This is a genomic window from Psychrosphaera sp. 1_MG-2023 (genome assembly GCF_030548245.1).
In the GTDB taxonomy this organism is placed as follows: domain Bacteria; phylum Pseudomonadota; class Gammaproteobacteria; order Enterobacterales; family Alteromonadaceae; genus Psychrosphaera; species Psychrosphaera algicola.
Window position 1 is genome coordinate 104,256 of record NZ_JAUORW010000016.1, and the last position, 13,995, is coordinate 118,250.

The 13,995-nt window shown below is 35.4% G+C and carries 7 protein-coding genes; all 7 read left to right on the forward strand.

Annotated features, from left to right (window positions below; all coding sequences use genetic code 11):
* Positions 1 to 272: 272 nt before the first annotated feature.
* From Q4575_RS15340 to Q4575_RS15370, 7 genes are read left to right on the forward strand one after another with little or no spacing between them, the layout of a single operon-like run.
* Complete coding sequence (locus Q4575_RS15340; RefSeq protein WP_303523427.1) at positions 273 to 4,052, forward strand: ATP-binding protein; 3,780 nt, start codon at positions 273 to 275, stop codon at positions 4,050 to 4,052.
* Positions 4,045 to 4,683, forward strand: coding sequence for a hypothetical protein (locus tag Q4575_RS15345; RefSeq protein WP_303523428.1), 639 nt, complete (start codon positions 4,045 to 4,047; stop codon positions 4,681 to 4,683). Before Q4575_RS15340 ends, Q4575_RS15345 begins: the two co-directional genes overlap by 8 nt.
* Complete coding sequence (locus tag Q4575_RS15350; RefSeq protein ID WP_303523429.1) at positions 4,683 to 5,930, forward strand: hypothetical protein; 1,248 nt, start codon at positions 4,683 to 4,685, stop codon at positions 5,928 to 5,930. Before Q4575_RS15345 ends, Q4575_RS15350 begins: the two co-directional genes overlap by 1 nt.
* Positions 5,917 to 6,789, forward strand: a complete 873-nt coding sequence (locus tag Q4575_RS15355) for a hypothetical protein (protein WP_303523430.1) — start codon at positions 5,917 to 5,919, stop codon at positions 6,787 to 6,789. The genes Q4575_RS15350 and Q4575_RS15355 overlap by 14 nt, the downstream gene beginning before the upstream one ends.
* Positions 6,790 to 6,836: 47 nt before the next feature.
* On the forward strand, positions 6,837 to 7,622 hold the full coding sequence (locus tag Q4575_RS15360) for a YafY family protein (RefSeq protein WP_303523431.1): 786 nt from the start codon (positions 6,837 to 6,839) through the stop codon (positions 7,620 to 7,622).
* Between the two features lie 10 nt (positions 7,623 to 7,632).
* Complete coding sequence (locus Q4575_RS15365; protein WP_303523433.1) at positions 7,633 to 8,709, forward strand: hypothetical protein; 1,077 nt, start codon at positions 7,633 to 7,635, stop codon at positions 8,707 to 8,709.
* Positions 8,706 to 13,145, forward strand: a complete 4,440-nt coding sequence (locus Q4575_RS15370) for a DUF3883 domain-containing protein (RefSeq protein WP_303523434.1) — start codon at positions 8,706 to 8,708, stop codon at positions 13,143 to 13,145. Before Q4575_RS15365 ends, Q4575_RS15370 begins: the two co-directional genes overlap by 4 nt.
* Positions 13,146 to 13,995: the final 850 nt, after the last annotated feature.

The following is a 13,995-nucleotide window of genomic DNA, read 5'->3' on the forward strand; positions in this document are numbered from 1 at the left end:
TTCGAAAACTAAGACCTGATGTAAAACATTTAAGCAATGAAGATCTTATATAGAATCATGTTTGCTCTGTGAAAAAAACAAAAAATAGGTAGTAAACAAAAAGTATTTACCAGCAAGTAAAGTTTTTCAGTTTTAAGTTATTTGTTGACTAGATGGTAAATGGTAAACGTTTACTAAAGCGGCTTTTAAATACTTTGCTTTGTAATAAATCCCCTTTAGGATTCCAAGTTCACAATATACTGTTTAAATGAACAGTTTTTATATGCACTAAAATGATGTATATTGAATTAATGTATATTGATTTGGTAGAGGGACAGGAAATGGAAACTGGCTTAGAAGAAATTTATCTTCATCATTCGTACTTTAAAGGAAGACTTACACCCGTTGAATGTTTGGGTCACACTAATAACACAGGTGGCAATGGTGCAGGAAAAACGACTCTATTGAGTTTGATACCTGTATTTTATGGTATGGAACCCAGTAAGGTTGTAGATAGGTCAGCAGGTAAGCTGTCATTTGTAGATCATTACTTGCCGACTAAGTACTCAATGATTGTGTTTGAGTATAAAAAAGAAGGCGAACTTAAGTGTGCTGTGTTGTACAGGTCGAGAGATTCAGTAGCTTATAGATTTGTAGATGGCTCTGCTAATGAAGCTCTTTTTAATCAAGTTACTTTAGATGAACTGAACAAGATCGCCAGTGTAAAAGACTGGTTGAGAGAGATTGTTGCCAATACTTTTGAAGTATCAAAGCAAATCTCAACGAGTATTGACTATCGATCAGTTATCCAAAACGATAAACAACGTTTAAGAATCAAGCGAAAAGCGAAGGCTTCACTAACACCAATAGCACACAAGTTCTCTTTATGTACTCATGACTCTCAAATGAGGCATATAGAATCTCTGGCGTCAGTTTTGATGAGACATGACAAACTACTAGCACAATTTAAACTTATGGTGGTTGATAGTTTTCTTACAGATCAGATTGAAATTGGCGAGGCCCCATATCATAAAGACGACACTGAATATGTGAGTAGTATTGAATCATTAATTGAGTTAGACAAACACAAAGACAAATTTTCTGAGTCAATAAACCAATATGAAGAGCTAAAAGAATCCTGGAGTTACTTACTTTCTTATCAAGGTAGTCTCCAACAAGAGCTGATAACTGTTGCCGAGAACCTTGGACTATCAACGAGTAAAATTATAAAGTTAAAATCTGAAAGAACAGAGCTTACACAGCAATACCAGCAAGATACATCCGATCTAAACTCAACACACCAAGACTTATCTAACCAGGCTGAAACCAAGAAAAATCTTATTAGTAGCATTTACGATGAACGAGAGCGTTGGGATGAAGAGCGTGATATTGCTACAAAACTATCTGAATACCAGATATTAGATTCATTGAAAGCCAGAGCTAAGAAAGATGCAAAGCATTTAAATCAACTGCTCGAATCAGTTAGTGCTGAGCGCCAAGCTTATGAAGCAAATATACTTCAACAAGAAAAAGAAGCTGATCAGTTCAAAATAGCCGTTACTCAAAAAATCACTGAACTCCGTGATAAACGACATCAACTTGAGCTGAGTTTAGAGCAAAAATTACGTGAAAAGAGTAAAGAATTTAACGCTAGGTTAGAAGCTCTGACCGACAAAAGAACAAATCAGAGTAATCGGCTATTAAAGGATTTAAACGAGCTTAAGGTTCAATATGAAATTGCTGGAAAGTACACGAAACAAGAAGAGTTAGAATTAAACGAGTTAGGTGAAAAAATTGAATCGTTAAACAAATCAGTAATTAACGACATCGCTCAGCAAAAAGCAGCAATTGGCAGTGATATTCAAAATAGTAAGAAGATCAGAGACGACTTACTTATTCAAATCAATAGATTAATAAAACAATTGAAAGGCACTGAAAATAAGAGAATTGAAATTACTCGCCAATTAAACCCCGAAGATGGAACGGTAAGAAGCTTTTTAAATAAAAACTTGGCTAATTGGAGAACATCAATTGGTAAAGTCTTAAGGCCTGAATTGCTAGCTTTGAAGGCATTGTCTCCCGAAATATTGGATGATACAGAAAGAAATAGTATTTACGGTATTTCACTGAATTTGGAAAACATACCTCTGCCAGAAGAAGCTCAATCCGATGAAATTTTAAGTCAGCAGAGGGACGAGTTAGGTCGAGAGATCGAGAACATTAAATCAGATATAGGTTCATTAGAAAAAAAAGTAACTGTACAAACTAAATTACTTAATGAACTGGAGCTGAAAATTGAAGGATTAGAAAGGGATGAGAAACGTATCAAGGGAGACATAGAAAAGTATACTTTATTAAAGCAAAAAACAGCGCAGCGAATTAATGATGACATCACACAACGACAGGTGGTCATTGAACAAAAAATTACTGAATCCGTTGAAAAGCATGAAGGTTTTGATCAAGAGACATTAGAGATTAAAATAGAAGAGAATAATAAGTTTCAACAAGAGGAACTTGCATTCAGAGCTAACGCGTCTGGCGAGCTAGGACTCATAGATGATGAGATTTCTGTTAAAGAGACCTCAATTGTTGATAGCCAAAATGATTTAAAGCAACGATTAAAAGACTTAAGAACAGCATTTGATAGCCTTCTTGAAGAGAAAGATATTGATGCTAAGACCGTTGAAGCAGCGCGATTAAGAAAAGAAGAATCAGAAAGTAAGTACAATGAAGTAAAGGCTTTTGATAAAGAAATTTCAGAATATAAGATTTGGGAAAGTTCAGCTTGGAGTAAGGTTGAGCATTATGAAAACGAGTACTCTGAGGTTTCTGATAAAGTTTCTATTGCATTTAGAGAGTTGAAGGATGCAAAGGAGCAGTTTGAAAAAGGCAAAGGTCAATTAACGTCCGAGATTGATAAAGTCTCAAATGAGGTTGAAAAATATCAAGAAGATGAAAAATCAATTCAATCAACTCTTGAAGTTATAGAGTTGCATACGCCACAGATTCCAGTAGGGCATCAACCAATTCACTTTGACAGTCCGATACCTATAGAAATAACGATTCAATCCTCCAAAGAGTGCGTATCATCCATTAATAAGCTCAGACATAAAATTAGTTCGGCGGTGAAAAAAGTTGGCGATATCTTATTGAGCACTGGCAATGCCAATAATAAGGTGCTGCATTTATGGCGAAACATGGAAGAACAGCGTATCGCTTCATCTATTCATGACAAGTTTTCTGAAGACTTCCACATCGAAAGCGTCGCCGATGTAAAAAGGTTAATTGAAGAATCTATACCTGATATTAAAGCGGTTATTTTAGAGTCAATTAAGACCGTTGGAGCAAGATATATACGTTTTTATCAAGCTCTTGATGGTCTAAAACGGAAAGTAAAAAGTGTATCTTCGAAACTGGTTAAGGAGATCAATACTTCAAATAACTTTAGCGCATTAGGCAACATTAGAGTTGAGTTGGTATCCAAGGTAGATGAGTTTGATCTTTGGGCTGACTTGAAAAGCTTTAATAGTGTCTGGAATAAGTGGGGGGAGTCAGGAAGAGAAAGTTTACCTGAGAAAGAGTTTATAGTTGCTTTTACTAATGTAATTGCAGAGCTTAAACAGAGCAAAATTACAAGCTCGATTGATTCGCTGGTCGATATTGATATTTCAATGACTGAAAATGGAAGGCCCGTGAACATAAGGACAGATGCCGATTTAAAAAATATTAGTAGTACCGGTATCTCAAAGCTGGCTGTCATTGTCGTTTTCTGCGGGATGACTCGTTATTTGTGTAAAGACAGAAACATTACGATTCATTGGCCTCTAGATGAGCTAGGTGAGTTATCAGATGAGAATGTTATGTTGCTTTTTGAGTTTATGGATCAAAACAATATTTCATTGTTCTGTGCACAGCCGAATCCTTCCGTTGTACTTCTAAGGTACTTTACTACCAAGAATCATGTAGATAAGCATCTAGGGATTAAGAAATATGTATCTAGACAAGCTAAGAAAACGAATCCACTGACATCAAATTTATTGCCAGAAGTAAAAATGGAGGAAGCTAATGTCTAGTCGTTTTGAACACTGTATCGAAGCTCTTCTCAACCAAAATGTTATTTGTGAAGTTACTGACCTAGAGAGTTTTACTTATTTAGATAACTCCGAAAATGAAAACTCAGTGAGTAACTTTCTTCATAGGGTAGGCCGTAAAGTCATTAGAACTAGAGACAAGAAAGGATTTTACTGCGTATTTAGCTCAATCGAGGAAACTAAAAAGCGTAATGCTGTAGAACGGCATTTTGACAATGTCATTGTAAATCTAGAAGGTTTGATTAATTGGTTGAAGCTTGTCAGAAATGCGGACAATGAATCTAGGCCTATTGAGGCTGGGATGAGGTTGCATGAATCAGAGTTACTGGCTGCAATAGAGGAGTCGTCTTCCCTAAATTTACAGTTGGATAATATTGCACATCAATTTAATCGAGCACAAAAGTCAACAGAGGCAAAGTCAAAACTTCGTTCTATTTTACATTTCTTAGTCGGTGAAAAGTACTTTACATGTATTGGCAACACAGGCGCGGTGTATGTAGCAACTGCAAAATGGTCTTTGATATATGAGCAACTAGAGTTTATTCGGATGTATGACGGCTTCGATGATGATGATGAAGATGAAGTGTTAGAGCTGCAATCGGAGTTGTTCTAATGGGAAGGAAAGAAGATTCAAAAGCTGCCATCAGAGCGCTTAATAAACATGTCGAAGTTGTTGATGAGTCTTGTTATGTAGCAAGGGGGCAAATCGAAGATTCCCCGGAAAATGAAAAAGTCATAGACTCATTGAGAAAAAACCGGCTCGCATACTACTTAGATGAGTCTTTGGGAGTTCAGTTACACAGTAAAGTTCGCGGCCTGTTAGATCATGTAACTAGTCGGCATCGTTTTCGCGAGAGGCATGGGGCTTTTTCTGGACTGATTGAAGATTTAGAAAACTCAGTTCAAAGCTATAAGCAAGCAAAATCTCGCCGATTTAGTGATGGCGAAAGGTTCTTTGACGAGACGCGAGAGATCGTTATGGAACTTATGGATACGCTTACTGAGACAGTCAACATGTTTCATCATGTTATAGGTGATGAATTTAGCGTGGTGTTTGATATTGATGAAAAGATCAAGCTCACGACAAGATGTAAAGATGAAATAACTAAGTTAAACCAAGTGTTTGGTCAGCTAAGTGTCGGTAAAATGAGTGATTGGGTAGGGTTGGATCTTCAACTCGAACGGTTACTTATGAAGGCACTTAAAGGGCATGTTGATCGATGTTTGAAAGACTTAGCTGCGAGTAACCGCAAACTAGTAAAAATGTTAGACAAGTTGATGAAAGATAAAAGTGCTCAGAGACTTAACAAACTTATCGATTCTTTTCACAATATGTTTGTCTCAGAGCCAGGATATAGGCCCAGTATTTCATCCCTATTAGACCTTCCGTTTTGTATTTCGATAGCGGAAAAGTTGCCTTTAGGCGGATTCCCAGATTTGGAAAGCGCTAAAGATGAAGAACGGTTGATTGATGCCTCAATCTCTGCTTTGAAAAAGTCGAAATTTAGTAATACTGAGTCTGAAAAACAGGAAGAAAGTGTTGAGGTTACTGATGGTAGAGGAGATGAAATAGTTGAAAAAATAGATCCTCTTATACAAAACTTAGAGTTCTTTTTTGATGCGATATTTGATGAAGAGTTTACGCAAGACTTATCGGCTATGAGTGCATTTCATAACTTAAATGTTAACGCGAGCCCAGAAGATTGGATGCTAATGATCATGAGTTATTTCGAAGCACAAAGAAAAGCAGTGTTAAAAGTTGTAGAGGTAGAAGAGGTTAGGGAAATCACGCCTCCTTTCGATGGTTCGCTTTATATCAAAGATATGCTCTTTAGAAAGGTTGCTCATGAAGCTAGATAAACAAACGGTTAAGGCTGCCCAAAGTTTAATTAGAAAGTCACCGGAACAAGTCAAGGAGTCTGCTGTCCTTCGCAATATTGTTGAAGAGCTTGAAATAGATGATATTAGAGATAAGAAAATCTATCTAACACCTTCTAAGCTGGTTCGTATTGAAGAGTATTTTAGTAAGGCTCTAGGTGTGCCGATTTTAGAAGTGGATTTAAATGTCGAAACAAGGTTTGAAGCTTCAAATACGTTTTCGGAAGAAAAATGGGCATCTGGCGGTGTTTTTGAAGTAATGCTGTCGATGACTGGCAGAGGAGTAATACCTGTTAAAGAGGGGGACCTAGAAGCTCAGCCGCATATCGTATACTCCATGAAACCACGTAACATTTATCTTTCTCGAATAGAAAAATTAATCGTTGTTGAAAATGGTGAACTCATAACAAATTGGGAGTTAGTTATCCCATTTTTACCTCGTGATTACCAAGATGCTCTCGCGATCTTTAGAGGATATGGCACAAATCAAAAGTATCTTAATGACTTGCTCCGTGAAGTAAATCCAGATTCCAAAATCGGACTTTTCTTTGATTATGATGCAGCGGGTATAGATATGGCTTTGAAGCTAGCAGAATATCAGATTGTTGATTTGATTGTCCCCCGTAAGTTGCCAGAAAGCGTCGTCTCTAAATCAAAAAGTGAAGAGTTTGACAAACAGTTTGAGCAGTTAATTAAGAGATTAAACTCTTCTAAAACCCCTGAGAAAGTGAAAGATGTTTTAAGAAATCTAAAACATAACAAACTAGCCATCACACAAGAGCACCTCATAACACATGGTGTTTCATTGGACTTAATTAAAAATGTGGGAGAAACCATATGATTAATGGAGGACTCAGTACAAAGGAAGTAAGACTAAAAGCAATTGAAATGTTTGCTTACTGGGAAGGCGTTGTTAATGCCTCTACATTGGCGAAACTTTTTAAAGTTACCATCAGTAACATCACCAAAAGCCTTTCGGAATATAGAGAACTATACCCAGATTCCTTGGAATATAATAAAAGCCTAAAACAATATGAGCCAACCCCTGATTTTACTTGTCACTACATCGATGAATCATGGCAAGAATACGCTGCTTTCCTAAGGATAAATAGTCAGGTGTATAGGTCTGATTATTGGGGCGATTTAGCGATGGACTTTGGTCCCCTTCATACTGGCAATGTAGACCCCAAAATAGTAAGGGTTATAACTCAAGCAATGAATAAGAAACTATCAGTTAAGGTGACTTATTATTCACTGACGAATCCGACTGGAATTGAAAGGGTTATTCATCCTATTGCACTTGCTGATAGTGGTGTTCGCTGGCATTGCAGGGCTTATGATGAATACCGAAGTGAGTTTAGAGATTTCCATCTAGGCAGAATTACAGTTGCTGAGTTAAATGAGTCATCAGAAGTTCAACATAGTCAAGACGATGCGTGGATGACAATGATTGAGCTGAAAGTTGCGCCACAACCGTCATTAACTGAAGCTCAGAAGCAAGTAATCATGATGGATAAAGGCAGAGAAGAAAGTTTTACAGTAAAGGTTCGAGCAGCAATGGCAGAGTATTACATTCAATATCACCTTATCGATAAAGAAGTAAGAGAGAGTAACCCTTTGGTTAGGCCTTTGTACTTGCAAAATTATCATGAAATAAAATCTTGGTTGTTCTAATAGAGGTTATATGGAAGAATTGGAGTTACTAGTCGTTCACGATCGACTTGAGGAAATATTGCTTGCTGAAAAGCATGTATTAGACAATAAGTTACTATCTGACCCTCTCGACGTTTATAGGGAAATGCATCCAAGCTTGAGAGACATCTGGTACTCACCCGGTATTGAATTCAAGTGCTTGCTGGACAGAAACGTTGTTTCCTATTTGGTTAGTTTGGCTAACGGATTAGATATTTCGAAACAGAAAAACCAGGATCCCTATCGGAGTGTTGCTGCACTGCAAACAGTATTGAATGCTGGAAAAATTCTATCTGAAACAGGATACGCCTACCATGAGTACATGGAACGAAATAGCCTAACCAAAGCAGATGATGAACTCGCTCTTTTTAGAGCTGCTGATAATCTGGACCCGAACATTTATTTAGATTTGTTTCTTAAGCAACGAGATTGTATTAATAGCAATGAGCTGCTCTCATTTAATACAGGAGAGCTCGTTAAAGGTGATCTGCCAGAGCGTTTAACTCTAGTTGAAAGAAACGCTGTAATAGTCAAGAAAGCTATATCAATAGCACGTACCAAAGACATTAGCCCCTACCAAACCATGCTGGAATTAATGGATTGGGTTTATGATGAATACATGTTTTCAATGCCGTCATTTCAATTTTTATCCGTCTATTTTAGCAGTTGGAAAGTTTCAAAAATGATTAAGTCTCATGGGTATCAAGACCTTCGAAACGCCACATGGGATATTTCGTTTGTACAGCAACTAATAAAGTGCTGCCGCGAAGACAACGAGTCTATTTGGTTGTTTAGTTCATTTGATAAAGCAATTCACACTGTTGTAGATCTCACGTTTGTTAAAAGAGAAGAGGATGAAAGCTTATATATGGAACGAATTGAAAAAGCATATGCGTCTATGTGGGGAAAGAAAAATGGGTATGGGAAGAAACTTCTAAAGAAGATGCTGAAAATTAGTGAGAATAGTAACGATCCGGAGCGCAAAATTAATTTGTTTAACGGTAGTGCAGAATATCAGTTGGATTTAAGAGCGAGAGTACATAAGGAATATGAGGAGGCGTTGTCTTGAATAATCTAGCGACTGCTGAGCCTATTGACGAGGAAAGAAAAAGTATTCGAACTGAGATTTTAGAAGAAATAATTCGTCGAAAGGATGTATATAAAAAGTCCCCGGCAGACATGATTTCTGCATTTAATCGTGAAATAGAAACTGAGAAAGAGTACAACGGAAGGCAGCTATTAGAGCTCCTTCAGAACGCAGATGATGAGAATTCGGAAGAAGTATCTATAGAGCTTGATACTGAAAATAACGTATTGAGTATCAAGAATAAGGGAATTGATTGTACTTCTTTTAGCGCAAATGGTGTTAGATCCCTGATGATCTCTAACTTGAGCACCAAAACGTCTAAAAAGTTCATAGGGAACAAAGGGCTTGGCTTTAGATCAATAATCAATTGGAGTGAACGGGTCTCGATTAGAAGCAATAGACTAAAAATTGAGTTTTCAAATCAAATCGTAAATGACGTTTTCGACGAATTGTTCTCAATTGAAGAACGTAATGCAATTAGAAAGGCCCAAAAATTACCAGATTCAATTTATCCTATCCCATTCTTATCGGTTCCGAAGGTAACTGAAGATATAAATCAAGACTGGAACACATCGATTGATATTGGGTTCAAGGATGGTTTTTTGGGTGATATTAGAAAACAAATAGATGAACTAAAGAGTGAGATCTTACTTTTTCTAAACTCAATTCAAACACTAACTGTTTTTGTTGATGGAAAGTGTATCAAGTCAATAGATAAAGTAAATCTTAGTGAAAAATGGAATGTCTATGAACACAAAGGAGTATTACCTAAAGAGCTGTGGGATAAAGAAAATGAAGAAGAGTTCTTCGATTTAAAAATTGCCCTGCAAGATAACCTTTGCTGCGATATTCGAGAGGTCTTTGCATATTTTCCTACTAAACTAGCCGTTGATTTTCCTTTTATTATCCATGGGACATTTGAATTAAATAGCTCTAGAAATGAGATTAATGACAGCAAAAAAAATAGGTTTATCTTAAAAGAGTTAGTAAATTTAATAGTTGATACAGCAAAAACGCTAACACGAGAAAATGCTAGCTATAAAGCTTTAGAGCTACTTTCTTATAAAAATGAGAACAACATTTTATTTGAGTTGGGGTTTTATGATGAGATTGATAGTGCCATAGAAGAATTGGAGATTTTTCCTTGTTTAGATGGAAGCTATAAAAAGAAATCGGAAGTTATCTTTATAGATTCGTTGTCACTATTTATTAGTTCAATAAGTATGGAAAAACTGTTTCCAAATTTACTAATTCCCAATAACACTGAAGTTGATATTCATTCCTTTGAGTTGAATACTAGCGTTCAAACTCAAAGTCTGACGGAATTAAGCAAAAATATCGTAAACATAGAGGATCGAGCCTCTATGATTCATATGTTTTATACAACATTTAATCACAAACATAAATATGAGTTCCTAATTGATTCAGAGGAGGAGCTAATATCTCTCGATGATGAAGTTTACACACCTTCAACGGTAGATATTTCAGTACCTGATTATGTAAGCATAAAGTTTATTCATAAAGAGTTGTATGAATTATTGCTTCAAAAGTTTGAATATGAAATTGACTCTAGTGACAAAGCTAGAGAGCTACAAAGATTATTGAAAGAAATTACGAATATTCAGCAGTACCAGCCTACACCGGTATTACAAAAAATAGTGTCAAATGCAAACAGGTTGATAAAAGATAATGAGGGAGACGCCAAAGAGGTAGTTACTAAGATGGTTTCTTCACTTTATGAAAACTATAGTAAGCTCAGCTCACCACAGCAGATTCCTGATTCAAAAATTCAGCTATATAACCAAAGTGGGACATTGGTTGATGCTCGAAACATGTACTTGTCTGACTACTATCCCTCAGGAGAGCTAACAGAGTTTTTATTCAAAGGTATATTTGCTGAAGACCTATTTTTGTCTTCTCCGGAACACTATGGATTGATGGATAAAGATCCGGAGGAACTGGAAAGATTTTTTTTATGGCTTGGAGTAAACAAGCATAGTAAATTCATTGAACATAAAAACAAAAGAAACTCAGATTATGAAAAATTTGTTTTTCAACATGTTAACCGTCCAGCCGGATATCGCTATAGCTCTTTAACATATAAAGAAATATCTAAGTTTAACTACATTGCTGAGCACATCTCTTTAGAAAAAATGGTGATATGGTTTTTACGAGATAGTGATATTTTTAGTCAACTTGATGACTTATCTAATTCAGATATATTTAGTTATGATAGGACTTCAGAGCATACTGGGTATTATGGGCATTCGGTCGCTACGAAACCATCATTCATCAAATACCAAGTGAAAAGCTTGGGGTTGTTCAAAGATTTTTTCTTTGGCAATGATAAACTTAGTTCCTTAGTTAATGAAACAAGTTTTGATTTTGAGTTTGAAGCGTTTGAAGACTATGGGATTAGCCGGTCTGACATCGAAAGTTTGCTTCTTAAAATAGGAGCTATAGACAAGTTTGAAAAACTGTCCTTAGAAGCTGTTCAAAGAGCTATTGTTGAGCTTCCTGCTAAATCTCCGGATGGTAAACAATCTCAAGCTATGTACAAGCTAGGTATTAAGCACTTCGAACATAATAATCAGTCTATCGATTTATCAGAGGCAATGCTGTTTGCGGTCAAGGGAGAAGAAAGAGGATATTTTCCTTCTGATAAAGTGTTTTATAACGGAAACATTAAACTACCACGTAAAATATCTTCAACTGTGCCTATCTTAAATTATCCAAGAAGACAAAGTACGCAGAATGTAACTCAGTTTCTCGGGATACAAAATCTAAATGCTTTGAATGTCATTGTTCGAAAAATGTCTCAACTAACTAATTTAACCCAAGACTTTTCAAACTTTTTGGAAAAAATAACACCTTATATACTGGTTTATCGTATACAAGATATTGAAAAGGACCAATCAGCTAGGGCTGAGCTAGCAAAACTAAAACGCTATAACATAGTACTATGTGAAGATGTTGAGTATTTGATCGAAAGGGAAGCTTTTCAGCTTGATAATAATGATTACATCAGAAATGAGCATGATTTTATTATCAAGGTTAGTCCTCAATCTACAATCGAAGAGTTAAGGCATGATTTTGAATTTCAAGAGACGTTTGCAGACATTGTTGGTCTTATCTTCGACATTCAGGACACTCGAATATTTCGAGATGTGGTCAAGGAAAAATCTACATATTTAGAGAAGATTATTAGAAACGATATTGGGGAAGAGGAGTTGATTAGAACAAAGGAGTTATTGGGAATATCTGATGAATATTACTCCTTTTGGAAGACGGTTTATTCACTTCTTGGAAGGGAGTATGAGTTTTCAACTAACAAACAATTACTTGAAAATATATCAATTAACTTAAACCTTAAAAGCGACATAAACAACATTAGCTATAAAGACTTGAATAGTTATCAAAGTTGCCAAAATATTGAAGTGCTTTTTGATGAGTTAGATATTCAAATAAGTGACTTCAATAGCTCAGAGCACGCGTATTACAAAATTGACTTCACGGATTACCACAAACGGAATTTGAAATTGCAGTTTGAGAGAAACTTATACTCATTCAAGCAAAAACTATATACATGGTGTATTTCAAACTCGAAAGAAGCGGCATTTACAACGATTATAAAAGAGTATGAAAGTAGCCAAAAATTTATCGAAGAATATTCACTAAAAAACAAGAGCTATCAATCTGTAAATTACGATTTAGTTATCCAAGATTACATTAATCAGAATTTTGAACTGGGCGAAGTCACCCTAACGGGCATTAACTTTGATGAAGTATATGCAAAAAATGAAAAGCTAATTGATGTTGATGTTTTAGAGGAAAGTTTTGAGCTCATAAGTATGCTGTTTTTTTCTCACAAATTGAAAGAAGTAGAAAATGCTATTGAAAAAATTAAAGCCGAAAAACGATTGTTTGATGAGTTACAATCTAAGCTAGATGAAGAAAGGAAACCACCGAAGAGTATTAAGAATGTCGAGTTAGATAAGCCAAAAAATAACGGCTATCACAAACCTAAGAACAAAAAGCCATTTAAGCATTCGAATGCCACAAATAATGGAAAAAAAGTTAGAGGTAATAAATCGGAAAAAGATGTTTATGAATCTCTAGTTGAAACGTATGGCGCAGATAAAGTTACTTGGGTATCAAAGGTTAGTGATGGGGATGGATATGACATTAAGTACATCAATGAGTGTGGTATTACTAAATATGTTGAAGTTAAGACATATTCTGGAAATAAATTCTTTTTAACAATAAATGAATTGGAATTTGCTAGGCAACATACTGATGATTATGAAATATTTCTTGTATCTGATGATATTCTTAAAATATGTAACGTCGATTTTGATGATAAAGAACGATTTCACTTAGAAAGTCGAGAATATGTAGTTTCATTGTTTATTCAATAGTTAGGTTAATTGGGTAATTGTTAATATGGTTGCGTCAAATTACCCAATTAAAAAACGTACGTTAATAATTAATTTGGGGCAAGTTTTAATCTTGGTAATTTAGAAATTTCTAGTTATCAGTGTGTTACCACTGGGGCGTTATGTGCAAGTAGAAATTTAGCTTTTTGTAGTGGCATAGTGATTTTGATATTTAGCTTTTAATGCAAATTGCACATATTAGATTAATTTCATGCTTGAAAAGCTGGCATATCAATTAAGAGCTTCTATAACTAAAAATCTAGCACAAACGTCTGCTTTTGAATTTTAATTTGGTCTTCTCTTCTGAATATCAATGAATTTACTTTTTTTGCTGTAAATTTTTAAAAGAGGTGCTCTGTATATAATTGAGATCAAATTATTCAATACTGATATTCTTATTTCCTGCAACATCAAATGACCAACCCGGGCTTTCTTCTCATTTCGAAGAAATGAGGTATGCCGACGCTATGCGTCGAAAATTCCGGTGGCAGTTCAATCATATGCACTTGTAACCCTCCCATATTTAGATCAAACAATACCTCGCACTAATAAGTTCTTTTACCTTTTATTCGTCAGCAATTTTTAAACAGAATTACTGGCGTTAAAGTGGAGTAACGTATTGATTTACATTTTTTTTGTGTATTAATCAGGTTGTGGCTCATTAAGCTAAAACATATAAAAGGAAATAAGGATAAAATTATATGAAAAAGTTAAAGACACTTCTTGTTGCATCAATATTATTCACGCCTAGCGTATGTAGTGGCATAGTGATTTTGGCCACCTAATTAGAGGATGTTATGATTGAATCATAACAGTATTAGGTGAAGATAAT

Excerpts from the sequence above, each read along its gene's own strand:
- Q4575_RS15365 (WP_303523433.1), top strand. The coding sequence starts at position 7,633 with ATGGAAGAATTGGAGTTACTAGTCGTTCACGATCGACTTGAGGAAATA.
- Q4575_RS15355 (WP_303523430.1), top strand. The coding sequence starts at position 5,917 with ATGAAGCTAGATAAACAAACGGTTAAGGCTGCCCAAAGTTTAATTAGA.
- Q4575_RS15340 (WP_303523427.1), top strand. The coding sequence starts at position 273 with ATGATGTATATTGAATTAATGTATATTGATTTGGTAGAGGGACAGGAA.
- Q4575_RS15350 (WP_303523429.1), top strand. The coding sequence starts at position 4,683 with ATGGGAAGGAAAGAAGATTCAAAAGCTGCCATCAGAGCGCTTAATAAA.
- Q4575_RS15360 (WP_303523431.1), top strand. The coding sequence starts at position 6,837 with ATGTTTGCTTACTGGGAAGGCGTTGTTAATGCCTCTACATTGGCGAAA.
- Q4575_RS15345 (WP_303523428.1), top strand. The coding sequence starts at position 4,045 with ATGTCTAGTCGTTTTGAACACTGTATCGAAGCTCTTCTCAACCAAAAT.